Origin of the sequence: Mesorhizobium sp. WSM2561, assembly GCF_000513915.1 — a bacterium.
Classification (GTDB): domain Bacteria; phylum Pseudomonadota; class Alphaproteobacteria; order Rhizobiales; family Rhizobiaceae; genus Mesorhizobium; species Mesorhizobium muleiense.
This window is the reverse complement of record NZ_AZUX01000004.1, coordinates 140,072-164,423: the sequence shown is the minus strand read 5'-3', so window position 1 is coordinate 164,423 and position 24,352 is coordinate 140,072. Positions and strand designations below refer to the sequence as shown.

Annotated in this window: 23 protein-coding genes and 1 tRNA gene; 12 read left to right on the top strand and 12 right to left on the bottom strand. The window is 63.0% G+C overall.

Going from position 1 to position 24,352, the window contains the following annotated elements; translation table 11 throughout:
* Positions 1 to 63: 63 nt before the first annotated feature.
* Complete coding sequence (locus M727_RS0107300) at positions 64 to 1,587, bottom strand: amidase (protein WP_027152129.1); 1,524 nt, start codon at positions 1,585 to 1,587, stop codon at positions 64 to 66.
* 198 nt (positions 1,588 to 1,785) lie between these two features.
* Between M727_RS0107300 and M727_RS0107295 the strand changes: the two genes are divergently transcribed.
* The 4 genes from M727_RS0107295 (at position 1,786) to msrB (ending at position 4,530) form a co-directional block, all read left to right on the top strand.
* On the top strand, positions 1,786 to 2,325 hold the full coding sequence (locus M727_RS0107295) for a sigma-70 family RNA polymerase sigma factor (protein ID WP_027152128.1): 540 nt from the start codon (positions 1,786 to 1,788) through the stop codon (positions 2,323 to 2,325).
* On the top strand, positions 2,322 to 3,020 hold the full coding sequence (locus M727_RS0107290) for an anti-sigma factor (protein ID WP_027152127.1): 699 nt from the start codon (positions 2,322 to 2,324) through the stop codon (positions 3,018 to 3,020). The genes M727_RS0107295 and M727_RS0107290 overlap by 4 nt, the downstream gene beginning before the upstream one ends.
* A gap of 234 nt (positions 3,021 to 3,254) precedes the next feature.
* Entirely contained in the window at positions 3,255 to 3,812 is a 558-nt protein-coding gene (locus tag M727_RS0107285) for a fasciclin domain-containing protein (RefSeq protein WP_027152126.1), read from the top strand.
* Positions 3,813 to 4,029: 217 nt separating this feature from the next.
* Positions 4,030 to 4,530 carry a peptide-methionine (R)-S-oxide reductase MsrB gene (gene msrB, locus M727_RS0107280; protein WP_027152125.1) on the top strand — a complete coding sequence of 167 codons (501 nt, stop codon included), beginning with the start codon at positions 4,030 to 4,032 and terminating at the stop codon, positions 4,528 to 4,530.
* A 40-nt stretch (positions 4,531 to 4,570) separates the two neighbouring features.
* On the opposite strand, the gene M727_RS0107275 is transcribed toward msrB, so the two are convergent.
* Both M727_RS0107275 and M727_RS0107270 read right to left on the bottom strand, forming a co-directional pair.
* Positions 4,571 to 6,151 carry a DHA2 family efflux MFS transporter permease subunit gene (locus M727_RS0107275; protein WP_245268500.1) on the bottom strand — a complete coding sequence of 527 codons (1,581 nt, stop codon included), beginning with the start codon at positions 6,149 to 6,151 and terminating at the stop codon, positions 4,571 to 4,573.
* A gap of 34 nt (positions 6,152 to 6,185) precedes the next feature.
* Complete coding sequence (locus tag M727_RS0107270) at positions 6,186 to 7,367, bottom strand: HlyD family secretion protein (protein ID WP_027152123.1); 1,182 nt, start codon at positions 7,365 to 7,367, stop codon at positions 6,186 to 6,188.
* Between the two features lie 140 nt (positions 7,368 to 7,507).
* Between M727_RS0107270 and M727_RS0107265 the strand changes: the two genes are divergently transcribed.
* Positions 7,508 to 8,227, top strand: a complete 720-nt coding sequence (locus M727_RS0107265; RefSeq protein ID WP_036261701.1) for a TetR/AcrR family transcriptional regulator — start codon at positions 7,508 to 7,510, stop codon at positions 8,225 to 8,227.
* A gap of 99 nt (positions 8,228 to 8,326) precedes the next feature.
* On the opposite strand, the gene yihA is transcribed toward M727_RS0107265, so the two are convergent.
* From yihA to rpmH, 5 genes are all read right to left on the bottom strand, one after another.
* Positions 8,327 to 8,986, bottom strand: coding sequence for a ribosome biogenesis GTP-binding protein YihA/YsxC (gene yihA, locus M727_RS0107260; RefSeq protein ID WP_027152121.1), 660 nt, complete (start codon positions 8,984 to 8,986; stop codon positions 8,327 to 8,329).
* Positions 8,983 to 9,621 (bottom strand): CatB-related O-acetyltransferase, encoded by a 639-nt coding sequence (locus M727_RS0107255; RefSeq protein WP_023801588.1) that lies wholly within the window; start codon positions 9,619 to 9,621, stop codon positions 8,983 to 8,985. The genes yihA and M727_RS0107255 overlap by 4 nt, the downstream gene beginning before the upstream one ends.
* A 197-nt stretch (positions 9,622 to 9,818) precedes the next feature.
* The gene (gene yidC, locus M727_RS0107250) at positions 9,819 to 11,642 is read right to left on the bottom strand and encodes a membrane protein insertase YidC (RefSeq protein WP_027152120.1); all 1,824 of its coding nucleotides are present in this window, start codon (positions 11,640 to 11,642) and stop codon (positions 9,819 to 9,821) included.
* Between the two features lie 13 nt (positions 11,643 to 11,655).
* The gene (rnpA, locus tag M727_RS0107245; RefSeq protein ID WP_027152119.1) at positions 11,656 to 12,009 is read right to left on the bottom strand and encodes a ribonuclease P protein component; all 354 of its coding nucleotides are present in this window, start codon (positions 12,007 to 12,009) and stop codon (positions 11,656 to 11,658) included.
* Positions 12,010 to 12,025: 16 nt separating this feature from the next.
* Positions 12,026 to 12,160: a 50S ribosomal protein L34 gene (gene rpmH / locus M727_RS39755; RefSeq protein ID WP_008833937.1), complete on the bottom strand. Its 135-nt coding sequence runs from the start codon at positions 12,158 to 12,160 to the stop codon at positions 12,026 to 12,028.
* A gap of 329 nt (positions 12,161 to 12,489) precedes the next feature.
* On the opposite strand from rpmH, the gene M727_RS0107235 reads away from it, so the two are divergent.
* A complete protein-coding gene (locus M727_RS0107235) occupies positions 12,490 to 13,977 on the top strand; it encodes a HAMP domain-containing sensor histidine kinase (protein WP_027152118.1) in 1,488 nt (495 codons plus the stop codon).
* 149 nt (positions 13,978 to 14,126) lie between these two features.
* A tRNA-Arg gene (locus M727_RS0107230) sits at positions 14,127 to 14,203 on the top strand.
* Positions 14,204 to 14,355: 152 nt separating this feature from the next.
* On the opposite strand, the gene M727_RS0107225 is transcribed toward M727_RS0107230, so the two are convergent.
* Positions 14,356 to 15,603 (bottom strand): MFS transporter, encoded by a 1,248-nt coding sequence (locus M727_RS0107225; RefSeq protein ID WP_027152117.1) that lies wholly within the window; start codon positions 15,601 to 15,603, stop codon positions 14,356 to 14,358.
* A gap of 192 nt (positions 15,604 to 15,795) precedes the next feature.
* Here M727_RS0107225 and M727_RS0107220 point away from each other — a divergent pair, with 192 nt between their 5' ends.
* The 4 genes from M727_RS0107220 (at position 15,796) to M727_RS0107205 (ending at position 19,579) form a co-directional block, all read left to right on the top strand.
* Positions 15,796 to 16,455 (top strand): metalloregulator ArsR/SmtB family transcription factor, encoded by a 660-nt coding sequence (locus M727_RS0107220; RefSeq protein ID WP_027152116.1) that lies wholly within the window; start codon positions 15,796 to 15,798, stop codon positions 16,453 to 16,455.
* A gap of 86 nt (positions 16,456 to 16,541) precedes the next feature.
* Entirely contained in the window at positions 16,542 to 16,856 is a 315-nt protein-coding gene (locus tag M727_RS0107215; protein WP_027152115.1) for a metalloregulator ArsR/SmtB family transcription factor, read from the top strand.
* Positions 16,857 to 16,860: 4 nt separating this feature from the next.
* A complete protein-coding gene (locus M727_RS0107210) occupies positions 16,861 to 17,346 on the top strand; it encodes an SRPBCC family protein (protein ID WP_023796993.1) in 486 nt (161 codons plus the stop codon).
* A 361-nt stretch (positions 17,347 to 17,707) separates the two neighbouring features.
* Positions 17,708 to 19,579, top strand: a complete 1,872-nt coding sequence (locus M727_RS0107205; protein ID WP_027152114.1) for a tetratricopeptide repeat protein — start codon at positions 17,708 to 17,710, stop codon at positions 19,577 to 19,579.
* 182 nt (positions 19,580 to 19,761) lie between these two features.
* Here M727_RS0107205 and M727_RS0107200 read toward each other — a convergent pair whose 3' ends face one another.
* The 3 genes from M727_RS0107200 to M727_RS0107190 all read right to left on the bottom strand — a co-directional run bounded on the left by M727_RS0107200 (position 19,762) and on the right by M727_RS0107190 (position 23,238).
* On the bottom strand, positions 19,762 to 21,015 hold the full coding sequence (locus tag M727_RS0107200; protein WP_027152113.1) for a DUF5996 family protein: 1,254 nt from the start codon (positions 21,013 to 21,015) through the stop codon (positions 19,762 to 19,764).
* 128 nt (positions 21,016 to 21,143) lie between these two features.
* On the bottom strand, positions 21,144 to 22,079 hold the full coding sequence (locus M727_RS0107195; protein ID WP_027152112.1) for a pirin family protein: 936 nt from the start codon (positions 22,077 to 22,079) through the stop codon (positions 21,144 to 21,146).
* A 265-nt stretch (positions 22,080 to 22,344) separates the two neighbouring features.
* Positions 22,345 to 23,238: a LysR family transcriptional regulator gene (locus tag M727_RS0107190; protein WP_027152111.1), complete on the bottom strand. Its 894-nt coding sequence runs from the start codon at positions 23,236 to 23,238 to the stop codon at positions 22,345 to 22,347.
* Positions 23,239 to 23,393: 155 nt separating this feature from the next.
* On the opposite strand from M727_RS0107190, the gene M727_RS0107185 reads away from it, so the two are divergent.
* Positions 23,394 to 24,044 (top strand): hydrolase, encoded by a 651-nt coding sequence (locus M727_RS0107185; RefSeq protein WP_027152110.1) that lies wholly within the window; start codon positions 23,394 to 23,396, stop codon positions 24,042 to 24,044.
* The last annotated feature ends 308 nt before the right edge of the window (positions 24,045 to 24,352 follow it).

The window sequence follows — 24,352 nt, the reverse complement described above, 5'->3', positions numbered from 1 at the left end:
CCAGCTTGGCATGAACGGCGGCGTCTTAGCGGGAATTGGAGCAGGGGGCAAACGGCTTTGCTGTCACGTCAGGTGAAATCGGCCTGCTTTCATCCCGGGCACCTGCAGTGGCGCCCGCCGCGTCAGCCATCCCGAAATCTTTTCCATTTGCGCGGCGAGGGACAACAAGGTCTCCTCGTCGCCGGGGCGGCCGGCGGCCTGGATGCCGAGCGGCAGGCCTGCATCGGTGACATGAACAGGCAGCGCGATCGACGGCTGGCCGCTGACGTTCTGGATTGCCGGCCAGTGGGTGAACCACAGGCTCTTGTCCATCAACCGGCCGAACAGCGGCTTGAATTTCAGCAGGCGGGCAAGCCGCAGCCTGTCGATCATTTCTTCCAGGAACGCATCTGCGCCTTTTGGATCCATCGCGCCGCAGGCGAGTGGCGGATGCGCGATGACAGGCATCAGCACGGCATCGTACCGCGCGGTCTCGATGATCAGCCGGCGCGAGGTGGCATGCAGCCGCTGCAGGCTGGCATAGATCTCGCCGGCCGAAAGGACTTCGCCGAAGGCGCTCATCACCCGCGTGGCGCGTTCGATATCACCCGAAATGGAGCGGCCAACGCGCAAGACCTCGCCGCGCATCGTGCCGGCCACCGCCGCGGCGACGGTTCTGGCGAAATCAGCGATGAAATCGCGATCGATATAGGGCAGGTCGATCTCCCCTATCGTATGGCCGCCTTCGCGCGCCAAACCTATCGCAGTGTCCAGCGCCGCCAGCGTCTCGGTCGATATCGGCAGGCCGAGCGGCGATTTTCGGTAGACCGCCAGTTTCAGCTTGCCGGGGTCACGCACTGCTGCGGCGGCGAAAGTTCCTTTCGGCGTCGGCGCCGCATACGGCGACAGCGGATCGGGCCCATGCGTCAGGTCGAGCAGCAAGGCCGAATCACGGACCGAGCGGGAAACGGCATGGACGATGACCAGGCCGTACCAGCTTTCGCTGACCAGCGGCGTCAGCGGCACGCGGCCGCGCGAGGTTTTCAGCCCGACCAGCCCGGTGCAGGCGGCGGGAACGCGGATCGAGCCGCCGCCATCCGAAGCATGTGCCACCGGCACGACGCCGGCCGCGACCAGCGCCGCCGCACCTCCAGACGAGCCGCCGCTGGTATGGGCTGTATTCCACGGATTGCGGGTGATGCCGAAAGCGGCGGATTCGGTCATCAGCCTCAGCCCATGTTCGGGCGAGGTGCTGGTGGCGATCGGGACGAGGCCGGCGGCCAGATGGCGTTCGGTCATCACCGAGTCGAAATCGGCAACGAAAGCCGGAATGCGGCTGCCGCCGTGCGTCGGCACGCCTTTCATGGCGATGCCGAGATCCTTCAGCGCGAAGGGCACACCGGCCAGCGGCAGCTTGCGGTCGATGGTTTTCGCCCGCGTCCGCGCCGCCTCGTAAAGCGGCTCGGCGATGGCATTGATGTCCGGGCGAGTGGCCTCGGCCCGCGCAATCGCCGCGTCGACGAGCTCCTGCGGCGAGATTTCTCCTTTGCGTACCAAGCCGGCCAAGCCGATAGCGTCATGTTCCCACAGGGCCCGTTCGACCGACATTCTTGCTCCCCCAACTATCGGCAAGCTAGAGCATCGGATGCAAAAGTGGAAACCCGGTTTTTGGGAAAATCCGATGCTCAAAAGGTCGGCTGTTTTCGTGTCAATGGAAGCCGACGGCGCTCCCGGTGCACAGGACGCTTCCGTGGTCGCAATACATTGCAATTGCCTAATTTGGGCAATTGCTTAATTTGGCAGCCGATGACGCCGCAGGACATCAGCAACCTGATCGTCCGGACTTCGATGAAGGACCGGGCTGCGTTCGATCTGCTCTACCGGCAGACCAGCGCGAAACTTTTCGGCGTCTGCCTTCGTGTATTGAAGGACCGAGGAGAGGCGGAAGAGGCGCTGCAGGAGGTCTTCGTCAAGATATGGACGAAGGCGGACCGTTTCGCCGTTTCGGAGCTAAGCCCGATTTCCTGGCTGGTGGCCATTGCGCGCAATCACGCGATCGATCGGATAAGGGCGCGGCGAGAGCCTGCTGCCTATATCGACGCTGCGCTCGACGTTGCCGATCCGGCGCCGGGACCGGAGGCTGCGGCTGTTGCGGGCGGTGAATCCGGGCGCATCTATCGTTGTCTCGATGAATTGGAAAAGGACCGGGCGGCGGCCGTCCGGGGCGCTTATCTGGAGGGCGAAAGCTATGCCGAACTGGCGGCGCGCCATGACGTGCCGCTGAACACGATGCGGACCTGGCTGCGGCGCAGCCTGTTGAAGCTCAGAGAGTGTCTTGAAAGATGACGCTGGCAGAGGATGACGGACCGGAATCTGGGGGCGACGACCTGTTCGCCGCCGAATACGTTCTTGGCGTCCTGGCCGCGGACGAACGCGAGATTGCGTCACGCCGCATCGACGCGGACGCCGCTTTCGCGCGCCTTGTCGATGCCTGGGAGGCGCGTCTTTCGCCGATGGCCGACGCCTATCCGGAGACAGAGCCGCCGATCAGGGTCAAGGAGGCATTGGATCGCCGGCTGTTCGTCGCAGAGCCTCGCGCCGGCCTCTGGTCAAGCCTTGCCTTCTGGCGCGGTCTTGCCGCCGCTTCCGTCGCGGCGTTGGCGATCTATATCGCCGTGCCTTACCTCAACCCGCCGGCCGAGCCGCCGCGGCTCATCGCCTCGCTGGCTGCCGATGGCAGCGACGTCAGATACCTCGCCGTCTATGATGCCGCCCGTCGCGAGGTCGGCCTGTCGCATGTCTCCGGCGAGCGCGCCGCCGGCAAGGATTTCGAGCTTTGGATGATCGAGGGCAAGAATGCGCCGGTCTCTATGGGCGTCATCCCGGCCGGCCAGACCGCGCGTATGACCATCTCCCCGGCCGTGCAGGAAAAACTTGCGCAAGGCGCCGTGCTTGCGGTCAGCCTTGAACCGACCGGCGGTTCGCCGACCGGCCAGCCGACCGGCCCTGTGGTCGCTGCGGGCGATCTGAAGAGCATCTGATCGCGCCTGTCTGCAAATCACCCCTATCTGCCGATTTTTCGAGAAGATTTTAAATCTACGCCTGTGGTGACTTTAGCGGGGAAGCATGCAGGCTGTAGGAGTCCTGCCCTGAAAATCATGCTCGCCGTTATAAAAAATAAAATTTTCTCCTGAACGGGCGAAACTCGGGCATTTATCCACCGTATCTCCTTGCGCCCCAAAGAGGGGAAGAAATAAACTGAGGAGATAGAAATAATGCGTAAGTTCGCCACCCTTTTGCTTACCGGAACGGTCGCCGTCTCCGCGCTCGCCACCGCCGCCTATGCCGAAAATCCGATGGTCGGCGGCGCCGCCATGTATGCCACCAGGAACATCGTCGAGAACGCCGTCAATTCGAAGGATCACACGACGCTGGTCGCGGCCGTCAAGGCCGGCGGTCTCGTCGACACGCTGCAGAGTGCCGGTCCCTTCACCGTGTTCGCGCCGACCAACGAGGCCTTTGCCGCCCTTCCGACCGGCACCGTCGATACATTGCTCAAGCCCGAAAACAAGGACAAGCTGGTCAAGATCCTGACCTGCCACGTCATCGGTGCCAAGGCGATGGCCGCCGACGTTGCCAAGATGGCCATGGACGATGGTGGCGCGCACAAGGTCAAGACGGTTGGCGGCTGCAAGGTGACGCTCAAGGCCGAAAACGGCAAGGTCACCGCGACCGACGAGAACGGCAATGTCGCCAATGTGACCGTCGCCGATGTCGAGCAGTCGAACGGCGTCATCCACGTCATCGACACGGTTCTCCTGCCGAAGATGTAACGAAGCGCCCGTCGCCAGCGAACATATGGCTGAGGCTCCATGCCGAGTGCGCGGGTTTCCGCTTGCGTGACCCGCGCAATCGACAGGCGTACACTCCGCACCGTCCGCTGTAAGCGTGGGGCAGGTGCGGAGTGCCCGTTGTCGGGAGCTGGCCGTCACCGGCTTTTGATTTCCATGTGACGGTCGAATTTGGCAAACGGAAAGAGGAGGAATGGTGATGATCCGGCGCGACTTTCTTTGGAGCGGTGCCGCTGTGGCATTGTTGGCAGGCACGGCGGCAGCGCTGCGCATCGGCCGGCCGCAGGATGCACACGCGGCCGAAACCTTCGAGGTCACCAAGACCGAGGCCGAGTGGCGCGCCATCCTGTCCGATGCGGCTTTCAATGTGCTGCGCAAGGAAGGCACCGAATATCCCGGCACCAGCCCGCTGCTCAACGAACACCGCAAGGGCATCTTCGCCTGCGCCGGCTGCGACCTGCCGCTCTATTCCTCCGATACGAAGTTCGATTCCGGCACCGGCTGGCCAAGCTTCTGGCAGGAGATTCCCAACGCCGTCGGCATGACCGCGGACAGGTCCCTGGGCATGACCCGAACCGAGGTCCACTGCTGCCGTTGCGGCGGTCATCTCGGCCATGTCTTCGACGACGGCCCGCCGCCGACCGGCCTGCGTCATTGCATCAACGGCGTCGCCTTGACTTTTAAGCCGGCCACGGCCTGACCCACAGCGCCGCGTCCTTTGGGCGCGCAAAGTTGCTCAATCAGTGTCCGTCGCCTCCGCCCGCCGGCTCTGCCGGCTTGCGGATGACCATGGTGAAGATCGCCAGCGTCGCGAATAGCGCCGTCAACAAATAGAACACGTCCATGAAGGACAGCAGCGAAGCCTGCTGCTGGACCATGCCGGACAGTTTGGAGATCGCCGCCTTGGAGGCGTCGAGGCCGGCATTCTGCTGGAAGTCGAGCGTCATGTTCTGCAGCCTGGTCTGCGCCTCGGCGCTGCCCCATTGCACATGCTCGGCCAGCCTTGCGTAGTGGAAGGCGCTGCGATCGATCAGCACGGTGTTGATGACGGCAAGGCCGACGGCGCCACCGAGATTGCGGGTGAGGTTGAACAGACCGGATGCATTCTTAAGCCGGTCAGGCGGCAGTGTTCCAAGTGCGATATTGTTGATCGGCACCATGCACAGCATCATCGAGGCGCCGCGCAGGATCTGCGGCAGCAAAAGCTCCCAGAAATCCCAGTCGGCGGTCAGATAGGTCATCCGCCAGGTGCCGGCAGCGAAGCCGAAGAAGCCGATCATCATCATCAGCCGCGGATCCATCTTGCGCGACAGGATGCCGGAAATCGGCGCGGTGACGAACATCGCCAGGCCGCTGACGAACAGCGCCTCGCCGATCATCAGGGAATCGTAGCCGCGGATGCGCCCCAGATACACCGGATAGAGATAGGTCAGGCCGTAGAGGCCGATGCCGATGACGAAGGAGAACAGCGAGCCGAAAGCGAAGTTGATGTTGGTGAAGGCTTTCAGGTCGACGATCGGCTCCTCGGCTGTAAGGGCGCGCCAGAAGAACAGCACCGCGCCGGCCGTCATCAGGATGGCGCAGATGAACACGGCCTGGTCCTGAAGCCAGTCGTTGTTGGGACCTTCCTCGAGCACATATTCCAGCGAGCCGAGGAAAGCCGCCATGCCGGCAAGGCCCCACCAGTCGAACTTGCGGAACAGGCTGAGATCGGGCTTGTCGAAATCGATCAGCGACCATGCCGCGGCGGTCACCATGATGCCGGGCACCACATTGATCAGGAACAGCCAGTGCCAGGACATGGCATGGCTGATATAGCCGCCGACAGTCGGGCCGATGGTCGGCGCCAGCGTCGCCACCAGGCCGATCATCGGCGACACCATGGCGCGGCGGGACGGCGGAAAGATGGTGAAGGCGGCAGCGAACACGCTTGGAATCATGCCGCCGCCGATAAAACCCTGGACGGCGCGGTAGACGATCATCTGGTCGATGTTGGTGGCGGTCGCCGCCAGCGCGCTCGCGGCGGTGAAGCCGGCCGCGGAGACGGTGAACAGCACACGCGTCGACAGCATCCGGCTGAGAAAACCGGACAGCGGGATCATGATGACTTCGGCGATCAGATAGGCGGTCTGCACCCACGGAATTTCGTCGGAGCTGGCGCTCAAGCCGGCTTGGATCTCGGCCAGCGAGGCCGAAACGATCTGGATGTCCAGGATCGCCATGAACATGCCGAACACCATCGCCAGGAAGGCGATGATGCGGCGTGTGGGAATGGCATCAGGCGTAGCCGGCCTCGCCGGCGGCGATCCTGCTGTCGAGATTGCGGTTGCCACGGCATTGCTCCCAAGCGGCCGCTCAGTTCGACGCCGAAGGTGCGGTGCGGCTGTCGACGGCGACGACGACGCTGAGGCCGGCGCGCAGCTTGCCTGTCTTCAGCACATCCGCCGGCACGTCGATGCGAACCGGGACGCGCTGCACGACCTTGGTGAAGTTGCCGGTGGCGTTTTCCGGCGGCAGCAGCGAGAACACCGCGCCGGATGCCGGCGCCAGCGACGAGACGGTGCCTTCGAAATCCTGGCCGTCGATCGCGTCGACCGAAATCCTGACCTTTTCACCAGGCACCAGCCGGGCAAGCTGGGTCTCCTTGAAATTGGCGATGATATAGAGCTTGTCCATCGGCACGATGACGGCGAGCTTCTGTCCGGGGCTGATCAGGTCGCCCTGCTCGACCGAGCGGTTGCCGACGACACCGTCATAGGGCGCGCGCAGCACGGTGAAGGACAGGTCGCGTGCGGCCTTGTCCCTGGCAAGCTGCAGCGACGCCAGCGTGCTTGCCGTCTCCGCGCGCTGCGCTTGGAGCACACCGATATTGGCCTCAGCCGCCGCGATCTGGGCGTCGGCACCGACAAGGGCGGCATTGGCCTGCTCGACCGCGGTCTGGGCATCGTCCAGTTGGGCCTGGGTGCCGACATGTGTCTTGAGCAATTGGGCGGCGCGCGCTTGGACACGCGCCGCATTGGCGGCGGCGGCCTGGTCGGCGGTCTTCTGCGCCTGCGCCTGCTCGAGCGAGGCGCGCGCCGCCTCGGTCTGGGCGTCGATACGATCGAGCGTCTTGCTCAAGGTGGCGATCTGCGCCTCGGCCTGGGCGACCGCTATTTTGTAGTCGCCATTGTCGACGACCAGCAGCGGGTCGCCGGCCTTGACCTGCTGGTTCTCGGTCACCTTGACCTGATCGACATAGCCGGAAATTTTCGGCGAAATGAACGCCATGTCGGCCTGGACATAGGCGTCGTCGGTGGAGATCATGAAACGCCCGTCGGTCCAGTAATCATAGCCATACCAGGCGCCTGCGCCTAGCAAGCCAAGCGCAATGATCGGCAACAGAAAGGAGCGTGCCGAGCGTTTCTTTTTGGCCGGCGCCTCGGCCGGAGGGCTTGTTGCGGGCTCAGTCGGTGGGTTCGGCGCTTCGATTGCCGGCGCAACCTTGGCGTTGGGGAAGGGACGGACTTCGGCGGTTGGGGTCGCGTTCGAGGACATGGCATCTCTCTTGGCATCGCTAAAAACCGGGCATCAGACTGAACCGTTCGGTTCGATGTTGACGTTGACTTAGCGCGGTGAGAGGCCCATATCAAGGATGATCGAACCGATCGGTTCGAATTTTTTCGAGGTGTGACGTTATGACCGAGCCCGACAAGGACCAGTGCGATCCGCTGGATGGCCTGCGTCGCGGCCGCCCGGCGGCGGGACAGGACCCGGTCAAGCGCAGCCAGATCATCGAGGGCGCACGTCGTGTCTTCATCGACAAGGGCTTCGAAGCGGCGTCGGTGAACGACATCACCCGTGAGGCCGGCGTTTCCAAGGGCACGATCTATGTCTACTTCGCCAACAAGGAAGAGCTGTTCGAGGCGCTGATCGAGGAAGAGCGCGGCACGATCTTCAAGAATATGTACGATCTGCTCGACCGCGCCGACGACCTTCGCGAGACTCTGGTGAAGTTCGGCAAGGTGCTGTCCCTTAAGATCACCTCGGCCAAGGTCGTCCAGGCGCAGCGCACCGTGATCGGCGCGTCCGACAGGATGCCCGAACTTGGTGCGCGTTTTTACGAACGCGGCCCAAAACGCGGCCACGACAAGGTTGTTGCTTTTCTCAATGCCGCCGTCGAGCGCGGCCTGCTCAAGATCGACGATGTCGATCTTGCCGCCTATCAGTTCACCGAACTGTGCCTGGCGGGTCTTTTCCGTCAGTGCATATTCGCCTACCGCACCAAAGCCCCGAGCCAGGATGAAATCGACCACATCGTCAGGTCGGGCGTCGGCATGTTCCTGAAGGCTTACGGCACCGAAAGGCTTGCCACGGAAGAAAGCACCCAGACGATCGCCCTGGAGGCAAAGTCCTAGAGCATTTTGCAGCCAAGTGGAATCACTTGGCGTCGCAGAAATGGGGCTAAAAACAAATAGATAGAGCGGGATGCCAGTTCAATTTGAACGCATCCCGCTCTAGCCGCCATTGGCCGCCAGCACGATCGCCGCGCGCAATTCCTCGAGGCCCTCGCTCTTTTCCGACGACGTGGCGAGAACGAACGGAAACGCCGCCGGCCGCTTCTTGATCTTCTGCAGTGTCTCTTCGATCAATCGCGGCACGCCGGCCGCCTTGATCTTGTCGGTCTTGGTCAGCACGATCTGATAGGACACCGCCGCCTTGTCGAGCAGCGACAGCACTTCGTCATCCTTGGCCTTGATGCCGTGGCGGGCGTCGATCAGCACGTAGACGCGCTTCAGCGTGACGCGGCCCTTGAGATAGTCGAAGACGAGTTTCGTCCAGTCGTCGACCTTTTCCTTGGGCGCGGTGGCGTAGCCGTAGCCCGGCATGTCGACCAGCGCCATCGGCGGCAGGTCGGCGCCTTCGCCGGAAAACCCGCCCGGAACGAAATAGTTGAGTTCCTGCGTTCGCCCCGGCGTATTGGACGTGCGCGCCAGTCCCTTCTGATTGACCAGCGCGTTGATCAGCGACGACTTGCCGACATTCGAGCGGCCGGCAAAGGCGATCTCCGGCGGTCCTTCCGGCGGCAGGAACTTCATCGCCGGCACGCCGCGGATGAAGATCCACGGCCGCGTGAACAGCTCGATGCCGATCACGGACTTGTTCAACGCGTTCAAACCGCTGCCTCCAGAACAGAAATATCGGCGCCACGAATGGCATTGAGGTTGCGGCTGATCTTTTCCACCGGCCAATCCCACCACGCCGCCGCCAAAAGCCGCCGGATGGTCCTGTCGTCGAAACGCATCTTCACCACCTTGGCCGCATTGCCGGCGACGATCGCATAGGGCGCCACGTCATGCGTCACCACCGACTTTGCCGCAACGATGGCGCCATCGCCGATCGCCACGCCGGGCAGGATCGCCGCTTCCATGCCGATCCATACATCATTGCCGATCACCGTGTCGCCGCGCAATTCCTTCGACCAGGTCGCCGGATCGAAACCCTCTTCCCAGCCATGACCGAAGATGTTGAACGGATAGGTCGAAAAGCCGGACATGGCATGATTGGCGCCGTTCATGATGAAGCGCGCGCCCTCGGCGATGGCGCAGAACTTGCCGATGATCAGCCGGTCGCCGATGAATGGATAGTGATGCAGCACGCATCGCTCGGCGAATTTGTCCGGCCCGTCCGGATCGTCATAATAGGTGAAGTCGCCGATCTCGATGTTCGGCGCCGTGACCAGCCCCTTCAGGAAGCCGACGCGGCTATGCATCGGGATCGGGTGCTTGATGTTGGGGTTGGGTCCGATCATGGTCTGGCTCCATCGACGAAACAACAGGTCAAAATAGTGCGATCCGCCCGGCAACACCAACCGCGTGCGCAGCGGATCATCCGCGGCGGCGTCTACCGCCGGGCCGACTGGTTTCGCTGTTCGCCGACGGCTCGGCTTGTGCGAAAAAGCCCCGATCGGACCGGGGCTTTCCTGGATTCGCAAAAGGGGAGCGCCGGCTATTCCGCCGGTGACGGTTTCTTCCGGAACAGCGCGACCAGATTGTCCCACAATTCGATCTTGGCGCCCTGCCGCTTCATGATCACGCCTTGCTGGATGATCGAAAGCAGATTGTTCCAGGCCCAGTAGATGACGAGGCCGGCCGGAAAACCCGCCATCATGAACGTGAAGACCACCGGCATCCAGGTGAAGATCATGGCCTGCGTCGGGTCCGGCGGCGTCGGGTTCATGCGCATCTGCAGGAACATGGTCAGGCCCATGATCAGCGGCCAAACGCCGATCATCAACATATCCGGCAGCGCGATCGGGATGAGGCCGAACAGGTTGAAGATCGAGGTCGGATCGGGCGCCGCCAGATCCTGAATCCAGCCGAAGAACGGTGCGTGCCGCATCTCGATGGTGATGTAGAGCACCTTGTAGAGCGCGAAGAAGACCGGGATCTGCAGCGCCACCGGCCAGCAGCCGGCGAGCGGATTGATCTTCTCGGTCTTGTAGAGCTCCATCATCGCCTGTTGCTGCTTCATCTTGTCGTCCGCGTATTTCTCGCGGATCTCGAGCATCTTGGGCTGCACTTTCTTCATGTTCGCCATCGACGCGTAGGACTTGTTGGCGAGCGGGTAGAAGACGGCCTTGACGACGACGGTGGTGGCCAGGATGGCCAGGCCGAAATTGCCGAAGAATTTGTACATCGTGTCGATCAGATAGAACATCGGCTTGGTGATCCAGATGAACCATCCCCAGTCGATCAAACGGTCGAACAGCCTGATGTTGCGGTCTTCGGCATAGGCGTTGACCTTGGCCACTTCCTTGGCGCCGGCGAAGATTTCGCTCTCGACTGTCGCCGACTGGCCGGCATCGACGGTGATCGGGTCGGTGAGGAAGTCGGCCTGGTAGCGGGGGCGGCCGTCCTCGAAATAGGCGTAACGCGGCTGGAACGGCTGCTTCTCGGTCGGCACCAGCGTCACCGCCCAGTATTTGTCGGTGATGCCCAGCCAGCCATCGGTCGACTTGCCCGGCGTGTACTGCTTGTCCTCCTCGACGGCCGCGTATTTATGTTCCTGCAAGCCTTCGGTGCCGGTGACGCCGATCAGCCCCTCATGCAGCACATAGATGCTGGCAACGGCAGGCTTGTCGAAACGCGTGACACGGCCGTAATTCGACAGGGTGACAGGAACTGAACCCGAATTCTGCACCGTGTCCGCGACCGTGAACATGTAGTCGCCGTCGACGGAGAAGGTGCGCTTGAAGGTCAGGCCCTTGTCGTTGGTGAAGCTCAGCGTGACCGGGGTCGCCGGCGTCAGCGTCGCATTGCCGTCGACGGTCCACACTGTTTCCGGGCCCGGGACCGTGCCGGTCTTGTCGCTGCCGACAAAGCCGATCTCGGCATAGTAGCCAGTGGGCAGCGCCGCCGGGTTGAGCAGTTCGATCTCGGGCGAGTTCTTGTCGACCGTCAGCCTGTAGTGCTTGAGCTTGAGGTCGTCGAGACGGGCGCCGGTGAGATTGATCGAACCCTCCAGGCTCGGCGTGTCGATCCTGATGCGTTTCGTCGACGCCAGCGCCTGCTCGCGGCTGGCCAGCGTCGTGCCGTCGGTTCCCGGTGCATTGGGTGCATTAGGAATGGCGCCTTGCTGCGGCACCGGCGTTTCGCTGCTGCCCGGACTGGCGGCTTCGGCCGCCTTCTTCTGCTCCGCTATCCGCTGCTCTTCGATACGGGCCGCCTCGCGTTGCGCCTCGCTGTGCGGCAGCACGTAAAAATACTGCCAAAGCGACAGGATCAGCACCGACAGCGCGATGGTGATGAAGAAGTTCCGGTTGTTTTCCATCGAAAGCCTTGGCCTATCGTGTTCCGCGCAGTCGGCGTGAGAGTTCGGCCTTCAACTGGCCGAACGGAATGGCAAGCACATCTTCGCGCCCGACGATGACATAGTCATTGCCTGGCTTCATGTCACCCGCGGCATGCGTGCGCACGGCTTCTCTCAGCCGCCGCCGGATGCGGTTGCGGACGACTGCGTTGCCGACCTTCTTGGTGACCGTATAGCCGACGCGAGGCGCCGCTGCGTCGCTGCGGTCGAGAACCTCGACGAGAAAAAGCCGCCCGCGGCGCTTTTCGCCACGCCGGACGGCCAGGAATTCCGCGCGCTTCAGAAGCCGCTTGGGATGTGCTCCCACTGGCTTGCCGGTTGCGGGCAACGATCTCGTCTTCCGTTCAGGCGCTGAGCCGCTTGCGGCCGCGGTTGCGGCGGGCTGCGACGACGCCACGACCACCCTTGGTGGCCATGCGGGCACGAAAACCGTGCCGGCGTTTGCGGACGAGTTTGGACGGTTGGTAGGTACGCTTCATTTGTTTTAATACCGCGGCGTGCGGCCCTTCTTGATTCTGTCACTCTGTAACAGGAGCTTTGCCCGGCCGGCTTTGGCGCGATCGAAACCGCGCCGGGACGAATGGCCCGAGCGTGAGCGGGCTTATAGAAAGAAGGGTTTTGGAAGTCAATCCGGCCCCGACATCCGGCCTCGACATCCGGCCTCGACATTCCGGCGTCTCGGGCCAGCGGCTGGCGTGTGGCCGAGGTCTAGGCGGTCTTATCGCGTATTGGGACGAAGGATGAAATTGGCAAAAAAGCCGCAATAGCCTAATCTTGGCCGATCAAGTGATCGTGAAGAAAAAGCAGTATGAGTGAAATCCCATCCGCGGACGAAAGCACCGATCGGGCGACCGCAGCCGCCCGCAGGGTGCCGTTGTCGCGTGGATTGTCGACAAAGCTCCTGCTGCTCACCATCGTCTTCGTGCTCCTGGCCGAGGTCCTCATCTTTCTGCCCTGGATCGCCAGCTACCGGCTGAGCTGGCTGAAGGAGAGGCTGAGCACTGCCGCGGCGGTCTCGATCGTGCTGGTGCAGGGAGAGCCCGCCTCGCTGTCGCGCGCCGCCCAGAACGACGTGCTGATGGCGATCGGCGCCAAGGCGATCGCCGTGCGCGACGGCGGTGTCTCGCGGCTTCTGGTGGTGGCTGAGATGCCGCCGCACGTCGACGAGCATATCGACATTGCCAATGTCGGCCTGATCGAGGGCATGACCGGCGCCTTGGACACGCTGTTGTTCGGCGGCGAGCGGATGCTGCGCGTTTTCGGGCCGGTCGGCGACAGCGACAAGGAATTCGAGCTGATCATGCCCGACTACAGCCTGCGCAATGCCATGCTCATCTATTCGCGCAACGTCGCCTTCGTCTCGCTGCTGATCTCGCTGTTCACCGCCATGCTGGTCTATGCCGCCATAGACCTGATCATGATCGGCCCGATCCGGACGATGACGCGCTCGATGCTGGCCTTCTCCGAGGCTCCCGACGACCCCGGGCGGATCATCCGCCCTGCTGCCCGCGCCGACGAAATCGGCGTTGCGGAGCGCGAGCTCTCGCAGATGCAGGAGCGGCTGCAAAAGATGCTCTCCGAGCAGAAGCATCTCGCCGACCTTGGCCTCGCGGTATCGAAGATCAACCATGACATGCGCAATATCTTGGCGTCGGCGCAGCTGATGTCGGACCGTCTGCGCCAGGTCAAGGACCCGACCGTGCAGGCCTTCGCGCCAAAACTGCTGCGCGCGCTCGATCGTGCCGTATCCTATTCGGAAGGTGTGCTTGCCTATGGCCGCACCCAGGAGCCGCCGCCCTCGCGCCGCAGGCTCAGGCTGCGCCAGCTGGTCGATGACGTCCACGGCCTGCTCGACACCGAAGGCGGCATAGAATTCGTCAATGCCGTCGAACTGGCTTTCGAGGTCGATGCCGATTCCGATCAGCTTTTTCGCGTGCTCACCAATCTTTGCCGCAACGCCGTCCAGGCGATGGCGGCGGACGCGGAAAGCGCGGTGGTGCGTCGGTTGGAGGTGTCGGCCGAGCGCGTCGGCAGCGTCAGCCGCATCACCGTCACCGACACCGGCCCCGGCCTGCCGCCGAAGGCGCGCGAGAACCTGTTCGCGGCGTTCCGCGGCTCGGCCCGCAGCGGTGGCACCGGCCTTGGCCTGGCCATCGCCTATGAACTGATCCGCGCCCATGGCGGCACGGTGGAGCTTGTCGAAAGCAGAGGCGGCCGCACCACATTCGCGGTCACCATTCCCGACCAGCCGGTCCGGCTCGACCAGGCCCGCAACGGCCTGCGCCGTCCCGCCTGATCCTCGCCGCCTGATCCTCGTCAAGGCACAACAGCAAAACTTTTGCCGGATCGGCTTGCTTTTCGGAAATTCAGTCGCTAGGGAACACGTCACATCGCGGCCGGTCGTTAAGGATCGGATCGCGGGCCATTCAAAGCATGGCCTGTTGCGCGCCCGTAGCTCAGCTGGATAGAGCACCAGACTACGAATCTGGGGGTCAGGAGTTCGAATCTCTTCGGGCGCGCCAATAATCTCAATCAGTTAGCGGCGCGACACCGTTTCAAATCGGTTTTTGAAACGGTTTGAACGGCCGGATGCTTTTTCGTGTGATTTCGCGCGAGTGGCAGCGTCAGGAACCCGACGCTGGCGCGGCGGAGGCGGACGCATCCGGGGCGACGTTCAACTGCTTCGTCCGGCATGACCTTCGCGCATCATGAAAGCGACCACGGTACCGGACAGGAAAGTGAGGGCGGCGATCGAGGCAATCGCCCACGCCAGGCCGAAGAAGTCGGCGATCAGTCCCGCCGACAGCGCACCGATCGCGTAGCCGAGATCGCGCCAGAAGCGGTAGACGCTGAGCGAGCGGGCGCGCCATGAAGGATGCGACGCATCCGATACCGCGGCGATCAGGCTCGGATAGACCATCGCCGTGCCAAGTCCTAGCAGGAGGCAGGCCACCAGCCACCAGCCGAAATTCGCGGTCAGCGCCGTGAGAAAGAGCGCCGCCGCCTGCACCCACATGCCGGCGACGATCAGGCCCTTGCGGCCCCAGCGGTCGCTGAGCGGTCCCGTCACGACCTGCAGCACACCCCAGGTGACGGGATAGACGGCCTTCAGAATGCCGATGCGCTCCACGCCAAGCCCGCCGGCTGCGAAGAAGAGCGGAAAGATGCCCCAGCTCATGCCGTCATTGAGGTTGTTCACCAAACCGGCCTGCGAAGCGGCAAAGAGGTTGCGATCCCGAAAAGAGGTCAACGCAAAGACCTCGCGGAAGGAAAGGGATGATGCCTCGCGCGGATGGTTCGCCAGTTCTGCGCGCACATGATCGCGCGTGTCGCGCACGAGCAGGATCGAGAGCACCGTGCCCACCACCGCGTAGCCGACGCCGAGATAGATCGGGATTGGTCGCAGACCGTAGCGGCTGGCGAGATAGCCGGTGAGAAAGGCGGTGATCCCGACTGCGAGGTAACCGGCAAACTCGTTGAGCCCTACGGCGAGGCCACGCCCCTTCGGGCCGACAAGGTCGACCTTCATGATGACGGTCATCGACCAGGCGAAGCCCTGGCTGATGCCAAGCAGCGCGTTGGCGGCGATGACCCAGTTCCAGTCTGGCGCCCAAATGATCATGAAGGGCACCGGCAGGCCGAACAGCCAGCCGAGAACCAGCACGCGCTTGCGCCCCCATTTGTCGGCGAGCTGTCCGGAGACAAGGTTGGCCAGCGCCTTGACGACGCCGAAGCTCACGATGAAGGAGACGACCAGCGTGGTCGAGGCGAGCCCGAATTCCTCTGAGCCGATCAACGGCACGACGGTGCGTTCGATGCCGACCATGCCGCCGACGAATGCATTGATAAGCACAAGCAGCGCGAACTGCCGCCAGTTGGCCTTGAGACCGAGGCTCACTGCTGGCGCCGCGATCGTTGTCATGCGGCACCGGCATTGATGGCTCGGGTGCGTGCGGCCATCACTACATCAATCCCGTTCGGGAGCCGTCAGAGCCGGAGCCAAGGCTGCTAAGCGATTGAAGGGGCTTCTCGGCCACGGACTTGTCTCCTCGGGGGCCGTGTGATACGCATCATTCAATAATTATGTTGAATGACTAGCGTGGCTGCTACCCTGATGTCAATCCGCAATCCGAAGCAGGCACTTTACGAGCAGTTCGCGGTTGTCGCGAAGGCTCTGGGCAATCCGCAGAGGCTGGAACTGATCGAGCAACTCGCGCAGGGTCCGCGCAGCGTGGAAGCCTTGGCCGCCAAGCTTGCGCGTCCGGTGGCGAATGTCTCGCAGCATCTCCAGGCGATGCGCCGCGCCGGACTCGTGACGTCAGAGCGCGATGGCAAGTTCGTCAACTACCGGCTCGCAGATGAAAGCGTACTTGCCGCCTTCGCCTCCATTCGAGTCGTTGCCGAGCGGCATTCGGCCGAGGTCGAACGCATCGTGAGGGGCTATTTCGACCGGCGCGACGATATGGAGCCCGTGTCCCGGGAAGAACTGGCCGCGCGAATGAAAGACGGGCTCGTTACAGTCATCGACGTCCGACCGCCCGATGAGTTTGCGCTCGGACATCTGCCGGGCGCGATCAACGTCCCCCTCGGCCAACTGGAGCAGCGGTTGACCGAACTCGAGGCGAAGCCCGAGATTGTCGCCTACTGCCGCGGACCGTGGTGCGTGATGTCATTCGAGGCGGTCGCATTGCTGCGTGAGCACGGCTTCCGCGCACGCCGCATGGAAGATGGCCTGCCCGAATGGCGTGACGCGGGCTTAGCTGTCGAGGCTTGATCGACTTCAACTTCAAAGTCCCCCTCACTCAGTCCTTTTTGCCGTAGCAAGGTTGACTCATCACGTTAGTCCGTGCTAACGCGTTAGTGGTGACTAACGTGAACAACAGCTGGACCGCCCTGGGCGACCCCACCAGGCGCACGATCTTCGAACTCTTGGTCGAGCATCCGCGTTCGGTTACCGAGTTGGCGCGTGCCCTGCCGGTGACCCGGTCGGCGGTCTCGCAGCATCTGAAGGTGTTGAAAGAGGCAGGGCTCGTTGCAGACACGCCGGCTGGCAAGCACCGCATCTACCGCGTCGAACCCGACGGGCTGGCGGCGCTTCGCACAGAGCTCGACCGGTTCTGGATGAAGACGCTCGCTGCCTTCAAGCAAGCTGTCGAACAACCGCGAAAGGAGTGAAAAAATGAACACGCAAGCAGCAGACACCTTGGTAAGGCACTCGATCGTGGTCGAGGCGCCGATCGAGCGCGCCTTCGAGGTCTTCACGGAGGATTTTGGCAAGTTCAAACCCAGGGAGCACAATCTGCTTGCCGTGCCGATCGCCGAGACCGTGTTCGAGCCGCGCGTCGGCGGCCATATTTATGATCGCGGCGCCGACGGCAGCGAGTGCCGCTGGGCGCGCGTGCTGGCTTATGAGCCGCCGCACCGTGTGCTGCTAAGTTGGGACATCAGTCCGCAATGGCGGTTGGAGACCGATCCGAACAAGGCCAGCGAGTGGGAAGTCCGCTTCACTGCCGAGACGGCTAATCGGACCCGCCTGGATCTCGAGCATCGCAAACTGGAGCGCCACGGCGCCGGCTGGGAAAGCGTGCGCGATGGTGTCGCCGCCGATCAAGGCTGGCCGCTCTACCTGCAGCGATACGCCGACCTGTTCGGGCGTCGGGCGTGACGGCCACATCCGCAAGCATCAGACCGAATCCGGTCTCGCGGCCTGCAATCCCGTAAGCTCAGGAGTTATTCGCGGTGGCGACACTGCCGCGAATAACGTCCCTTGCCTACCCGGAGCCCGACCAGCGTAGGCGCAATAATTGCCTGACCAGCATGCCCAACGCCGCTTCGGATGCGGGGACGGCTCCGCGCGAAGCGGATGATGGCTGACGAAGGTCAGAACGGTATAGGCCACAATGGTCACGCATTTGTGAGCTGTATGATAAGCGTATTCGGGATTATGGGTCTAATCTTGAAGCGTGCGTCGTCTTAAGTGTCACTAGTAATAGTCCCTGCAGGACCGCCGCTCAGGAATAATGCTGATGGAACGCAAGCTCGCGGCAATCATGGCCGCCGATATCGTCGGCTACAGCCTGCTGATGGCTGAAAACGAGGCTTCCACCTACACGAAGCTGCGCGCTGTTTTTGATGAGCTCATTGACCCGACCACTGCCCGCCATGGCGGGCGCATCGTAAAGACGGCGGGAGACGGCTTTCTCGCCATGTTTCCAAGCGTCAACGAAGCAGTTGATGCGGCGCTGGCCATACAGGAAGGCTTCGACAAGGGCCCGTTCGAGCTGCGCATCGGCATCAATCTTGGCGATGTCATCGAAGATGACGGCGACGTATACGGCGACGGCGTCAATGTGGCCGCTCGGCTTGAGGCCATGTGCGATCCGGGGCAGATATTCGTCAGCGGCGCCGTGGTGATGGCGGCCGACCGCAACAGCGCTGACAGGTTCGTCCGCATCGGCCGCAGGCGGGCCAAGAACATTCCCGAACTTCTCAACGTCTACCGCGTAAGGCGCGTGGGCTCTGCCTGGTCGCCATGGCGGCAGCTGCCGCAGGTGCTGCGCGGCACCGCCGCACGCTGGTCTTATGGCGCGGCCGCCATAGCCCTCATCCTCATCGGCACCCAAATCCAGCCGCTCCCCCTGGCAGCCATGGTCAGCCGCATCCCGGCTGTCTTGTCGATGGACCAGGGCCGCGCCGACCCCCGGCCGTCAGTGGCGGTCATGCCTTTTGCCGCGATGAGCGGCAGCGGCGAGCAATCGTATTTCGCCGACGGACTGGCCGAGGATGTGACGACAGCCCTTGCCCGCAATTCAGAGCTACAGGTAATCGCGCGCGATTCCACCTACGCCGTGCACGGGCAGGGTACCGACGTGCGCAAGCTCGGGGCGAAGCTCGGCGTTGATTATGTGGTTGAAGGCAGCGCCCGCCGTGAAGGCGATCAGCTTCGCGTGTCGGCGCAGCTGATCGATGTAAAGACAGGCGCGCATCTGTGGTCGCGCAGTTTTGACCGGCAGGTCGCCGACGTGTTCACCGTCCAGAGCGAGCTGACCACTGAAATCGTCGCGCAGATCGCGCCCTATATCGGCAGGAGCGAGGCGGCGGCGGCAGCGGAACGCCCGACCGACAATCTGCAGGCCTATGACCTCGTGCTGCAGGCCCGCAACCGCTACCGGCACGGCGGCGATGACCCGCAGGACATTCTGGAGGCGCGGGGCCTCTACCAGCGCGCCCTTGAAATGGACCCGTCCTATGCGGCCGCCCGCGCAGGCCTCGCGCTGACCTTTATCGCCAGCGTGGCGCAGAGCGGTGACGGCCGGGAAAACGCACCGGAACTCCATCTTGGGCTTAGCGAAGCTCGGCAGGCGGTCCGTCTCGACCCCAATCTTGGCCTTGGCTATCAGGTCATCAGCTTCGGGCTTGCCCTGCAGGGCGACTATTCAGGCGGCTTGCAGGCCGCGCGGCGCGCTGTCGAGCTCAACCCTAACGATCCCGACAGCATGATGGCGCTTGCAAAGGCGCAGGTTCGCTTCGGGCAATATGATGATGCCGTCGCCAACGCAGAGCGGGCCCGCCGCCTTCATCCTATGGCGCCCGAGTACTACGCCTATGTGCACGGGCAGGCGCTCTACGCGGCTGACCGCCGCGATGAGGCTTCCTCCGTCATAGAAGAATGCCTGATCCGGGCGCCGCGCGATGCAAACTGCCTTCTGATTCAGGCCGCTTTGCAGAGCGGGGGCGGCGAGGTCGAGGCAGCCCAGCAGACGATGGCAAAGCTGGTCGAGGCGCATCCGGCATTCTCGCTGGAAGCAGAGCGCACTTACCGCCGGTTCGGTGACAGGCCGCTGATGGAAGAGTTCCTGCAGGACCTCGCAAAGGCGAAGGCCCCTGAATCCGCCTGAAAGTTTTTTACAGAGCGACTTCAATCATATAGCGGTGCCGGTTTCATTCTCTTCGGCGCGCCAATTTTTGCCATTCCACGACGCCAACACCGAAATTGCCGCCAGTCGCCGCCGGAACTACGTCCGCCGCTTACGGTGGCAGGAGCCGGTGCGTCGGCGGGGCGGAGGGAGTTACGCGCAGCCTATGACCGACGCAGCACGTCCTGCCATTCGACATGACGGTCGATCTGCGCTTTTGCGAACGGACAAAGCGGAATGATGGCGACCCCTTCGCGCCGGGCATCCTCGACCGCCTGGCGTACCAGTCGCTCGCCGACCTTGCGGCCGCGCAACGCCGCTGGAACTTCGGTATGGTCGATGATGATCAACCCTTCGCCGGCCCGGCTATAGGTCATCTCAGCTTCGACGCCGTCGACGAGCATCCGGTAGCGTCCCTTCGATGCGGTATCCTCCCGCTCGACCTTTTCGACGGTCAAGGGAGAGGCAGGATCCGGCTGCTCGGCATCATGCGGCCGCACCTCACCCCGCCGCCCCGGCATGCAGTCCAGCAGGTCGCGGTCCCATCTTCCGAGATCGGCCGCAGCGTCGTAGGTCGAGACAAGAAACTCCATAAGCGCCGCGTCGGGATTTGCAGCCGACCGAACGGCATCGTACGGCAGGATGAATTCCGATAGGCCCTCATGCCAGAACGCGCCCTCGGGCCGGACCGACGCGCCCCGGAAGCCACTCGGCGCCGGATAGGCGTAGGCGTAGAAGGCGGGGTAATCGATGCCGCCACCGCCGGGCCAGAAACCTGCTGAGGAGACCTCGCGGTCGTAGGCTTCCTGTGCCACATCGTTGGGCAATGAAGGAATGCCGCCGGGATGGAGAGGCGCGCGCCGCCCTGAAAAGCGGGTGACGGCCAGGTCAAAACTGCCCCAGAACAGGTGAACCGGACTGGCCTTGCCAAGAAAGGAGGTCCGGAACCGATTGAATATCCTGTCGACCGCCACCGATGCGTGATGGAAGCGCTGAACGGCTTCCCGGTCATAGGGCCGGTCGCGATGATCTTCGGTGAACGGCACGGGGTGGGGCACCTCGTTCGGATTGCCGTTAAAGGTCGGCGTGCCTCCAAGTTCGGAAATCAACTGCACGAAATTGGCGTGGAACGCCGCGACTGTGGATGGCCAGAGCGCAAACGATGCCTTGCGACCATTGCCGCATGTGCCGACAACCATATGGTCCCGAAGATCGAAGAGGATCTCAATGCCTGGGCCGTCGGGGATCGGCGAGGAGGTCAGGCCGAGCGGTGTGACATAGAAGGTCGCGTTCCAGGAATGGTTGAGCCACGGGGTATGAGCAAGGCGATATTTCCCGGCGATCTGCAAATAGAGATGCAGGGCCGAACACGTCTCGCGCCAGCCGAGGTAGTCCAGGTGGGGCCACTTGTTGCTCATTCTGCTTTCTCCATTCAGAACACACCCGGCATGCGACGCGTCATCTCGTCTGAACCGCCCGGGTTCGTGCCCAGGCGACCTCCTTCCTGGCGCCGGCCAGTCTTAGCACCGGTCAGTCTTAGCACCGGTCAGTCCGGTAGGGGAATGTACTCATCTCGGTCATCGATCGGGAGATCGAAACGTCCCTTGCCCCAGTCCTCGGCGCGCCATTCGGCCTTCGCTTCTTCGATGCGGTCCTTCGAGGAGGCGACGAAGTTCCACCAGATATAGCGCGGTCCGCTGAGCGTTGCGCCGCCGAGAATCATCAACCGTGCACCTTGGCCGCCGGCCGCGACCGTGATCCTGTCGCCGGGACGGAAGACCATCATCCGACCTGCCTCGAAAACCTGGCCGGCGATCGAGATCGAACCTTCGGCGATGTAGATTCCCCTGTCTTCGTGATCGTCCGGCATCGGCAACCGGCTTCCGGCGTCGAGCTTCACGTCGGCATAGAACGTCTCCGAGTACATTGTCGCGGGGGCCTTCTCACCATAGGCCTCCCCGAGGATCAGCCGGACCGAGACGCCGCGATCCACGATCGCCGGCAGCGCCTCCTGGCCATAATGCTCGAACATGGGCGCCATGTCCTCGTGGCTGTCGGGCAGCGCGACCCAGGTCTGTATTCCGAACAGGCTGTTCGGACCGCTCCGGGCGGCCGAGGAAGTGCGCTCTGAATGGGTCACGCCGCGCCCGGCGACCATCCAGTTCAATTCGCCGGAACGGATGATCTGGTCTGCCCCGGTGCTGTCCCGGTGATGGAAGTCGCCGCGAAAGAGGTACGTGACAGTGCCAAGACCGATATGCGGATACGGCCGGACGTCGACGCCTTGCCCGGTCAGCAGTTCGGCCGGGCCGGCCTGATCGAAGAGGATGAACGGTCCGACCATCTGCCGCTTGGGTGCGGGCAGAGCGCGCCGAACCTCGAAGCCGCCCAGGTCTCGAGCGCGCGGGACGATGAGCGTTTCGATCGCGTCGAGGCCAACCTCATCGGGACAGCCCGGTTCGATTGCCGGGTTCCAACTCATGCGCCTCATCCTCTCTTGGGTTTTCGGGAGGCCTCGCCCTTGCCGATGCGAACGCCCGATTGCGATCAATCCGGACCGTGCGAGCGGGAAGAGCGCTTTCGGCCCGACGAATGCCTAAACTGGCGAGCGACCGTCTGCCCAACTAGTCCTGTGATACGTCAAGCTGTGTCGCAGCAAGTGGAACGTGCGGGCGATGTCGCCGAACGCGACGGCTCGCAGTAGTGCGAACGACGAACACGGTTCCTTGACTCGAACCGTTCGTGTCCTAGCCGTCAAGACCCCAAAGATCCGGGTTGCGTTTGAAATACTCGATCAGCATCTCGGTGAGCACCCGCACTTTCCGCGTGGGATGCTGACCCGGCGGGCGGACGACATACGCGGCCCCCGGAGGTACCGGATAGCGTGTCATGATCGGGACCAGCGCGCCGGAGGCCACATATTCATGCGTGATGCAATCGGGGAGCCAGGCGATGCCGAGCCCTGCCACTGCGGCGGCGGCAAGCGCCGTAGCGTTATCCGCCTTGAATCTGCCCTGCGGCTGAACCGTGACGATCTTGTCGCCATCCATGAACTGCCAGGCTTCTGTCCCTTGCATGAGGGCCTGATGGGTGACGAGCTCATCCGGCGTCTGAGGTGAACCGTTTGCTCTGATATAATCCGGGCTTGCGACGAGCTTTCCATAGATCGGTCCGATGCGCTTCGCGATCAGGTTGGAGTCCTGAAGGTACCCGACCCGGATCGCGCAGTCGAAACCCTCTGCGATGAGATCAACGAAGCGATCGCTGTAGGAGGTATGGATGTGGAGCTGCGGGTGGTGTAGCGCCATTTCCGCAAGCACGGGGGCGAAGTGGGTCGGGCCGAAAGTAAGTGGCATGGCAACCCGCAGGCGGCCGCGCAGCTCACCGGCTGGGAGGATGGTTTCCCTGGCAGTGTCGATCTCGGCGCTGGCTCGGGCCGCATGATCCCTGAAGGTGATCCCCGCTTCCGTAAGCGCGGCGCCGCGGGTCGTGCGGGCAAGAAGCTGGACGCCAAGCTCCGCTTCAACCCGAAAGAGCCGCCGACTGACGATTGACTTGGAGACGCCGAGCCGGCGCGCGGCGGCCGATACGCCCCCTGCATCGGCCACTGCAACGAATGTCTGTAGATCTTCGATGTCCAATTCGGCGTTCCTCGTTTCGCGACACAGCTTGCCTGACTATGGCACTACCCCATCACCCAAAGGAACAGCAAATTGCGGCAAGGCAACGTCGCCCGCCGGCGAATGTTTCCCCGTGAACCCATTGCCGTCCACAACGGCAGAGAAAGGAAGTCTTGATGACCCCCCGTAACGGCCTTGATTCGCTTCTTCGTCCCGAAGACTCGGTCCTCGTTCTGATCGACCACCAGCCTTACCAGCTCACGAACCTGAACAGCCACGACCCGCATATGGCGGTCAACAATGCTACGGGTCTGGCGAAGGCCGCCAAGGCATTTAGCGTACCGACCATCCTCACGAGCGTGCTCGCTGACCGAGGCGGGCTCATCTTTCCGCAGATCACCGACGTCTTCCCCGGCCAGGAGGTGATCGACCGGATGCTTATCAACACCTGGGAAGACCAGAAGGTCGTCGACGCGGTCAAGAAGACCGGCCGCAAGCAGTTGATCATCGCCGGTCTGTTCACGGAGATCTGCGTCGCGATGCCGGCGATCCAGGCTGCCGGCGAAGGATGGGACGTCACGGTCATCACGGACGCCTGCGGCGGCGTGTCGGCTGAAGCCCATGAGGTGGCGATCCAGCGCATGATCGCGGCCGGCTGCAACATGATAACGTGGATGGCGCTCGCGTGCGAATGGCAGCGCGACTACACGAGGGCCGAGACCCTGCCTGCATTGATCGAGCTCCTCAAGGATCACATGGCCGGCAGCGGCATGGCGTACCTGTGGGAGCAGCAGCTGCTCAACACGCCGGTGCCGAGCGAAGGCTGATCCGGGCCGGGATGGCGAGCATTTCGGTGAGCGTCGGGCCGCGGCCCGGGTTGCGCCGATGCCGATAAGCGCTCGAATTTTAAAATGCCGGATACCGACGCGTTGTAGGTCAGGCGAGACAGCGCTCCAGCAACTAACCATCGGCTCTCGCCGCTTTGGATAGGCATCAGTTCGCAAACTGTCATCGAGGCAGCCCGTTGAACTCACAGCGAGATTTGATCCGGGATCGCTACCATTGCGCCAGAATTTGGTAATCAGAACGTCAAAAAAAATCTGGCGGCGGGAGCCTGTTCGCTCACACCCCCCGG

Coding starts and splice junctions, on each gene's coding strand:
- M727_RS0107300 (WP_027152129.1), bottom strand. CDS start 1,587: ATGTCGGTCGAACGGGCCCTGTGGGAACATGACGCTATCGGCTTGGCC.
- M727_RS0107295 (WP_027152128.1), top strand. CDS start 1,786: ATGACGCCGCAGGACATCAGCAACCTGATCGTCCGGACTTCGATGAAG.
- M727_RS0107290 (WP_027152127.1), top strand. CDS start 2,322: ATGACGCTGGCAGAGGATGACGGACCGGAATCTGGGGGCGACGACCTG.
- M727_RS0107285 (WP_027152126.1), top strand. CDS start 3,255: ATGCGTAAGTTCGCCACCCTTTTGCTTACCGGAACGGTCGCCGTCTCC.
- msrB (WP_027152125.1), top strand. CDS start 4,030: ATGATCCGGCGCGACTTTCTTTGGAGCGGTGCCGCTGTGGCATTGTTG.
- M727_RS0107270 (WP_027152123.1), bottom strand. CDS start 7,367: ATGTCCTCGAACGCGACCCCAACCGCCGAAGTCCGTCCCTTCCCCAAC.
- M727_RS0107265 (WP_036261701.1), top strand. CDS start 7,508: ATGACCGAGCCCGACAAGGACCAGTGCGATCCGCTGGATGGCCTGCGT.
- M727_RS0107255 (WP_023801588.1), bottom strand. CDS start 9,621: ATGATCGGACCCAACCCCAACATCAAGCACCCGATCCCGATGCATAGC.
- yidC (WP_027152120.1), bottom strand. CDS start 11,642: ATGGAAAACAACCGGAACTTCTTCATCACCATCGCGCTGTCGGTGCTG.
- rpmH (WP_008833937.1), bottom strand. CDS start 12,160: ATGAAGCGTACCTACCAACCGTCCAAACTCGTCCGCAAACGCCGGCAC.
- M727_RS0107235 (WP_027152118.1), top strand. CDS start 12,490: ATGAGTGAAATCCCATCCGCGGACGAAAGCACCGATCGGGCGACCGCA.
- M727_RS0107225 (WP_027152117.1), bottom strand. CDS start 15,603: ATGACAACGATCGCGGCGCCAGCAGTGAGCCTCGGTCTCAAGGCCAAC.
- M727_RS0107220 (WP_027152116.1), top strand. CDS start 15,796: ATGTCAATCCGCAATCCGAAGCAGGCACTTTACGAGCAGTTCGCGGTT.
- M727_RS0107210 (WP_023796993.1), top strand. CDS start 16,861: ATGAACACGCAAGCAGCAGACACCTTGGTAAGGCACTCGATCGTGGTC.
- M727_RS0107205 (WP_027152114.1), top strand. CDS start 17,708: ATGGAACGCAAGCTCGCGGCAATCATGGCCGCCGATATCGTCGGCTAC.
- M727_RS0107200 (WP_027152113.1), bottom strand. CDS start 21,015: ATGAGCAACAAGTGGCCCCACCTGGACTACCTCGGCTGGCGCGAGACG.
- M727_RS0107195 (WP_027152112.1), bottom strand. CDS start 22,079: ATGAGTTGGAACCCGGCAATCGAACCGGGCTGTCCCGATGAGGTTGGC.
- M727_RS0107185 (WP_027152110.1), top strand. CDS start 23,394: ATGACCCCCCGTAACGGCCTTGATTCGCTTCTTCGTCCCGAAGACTCG.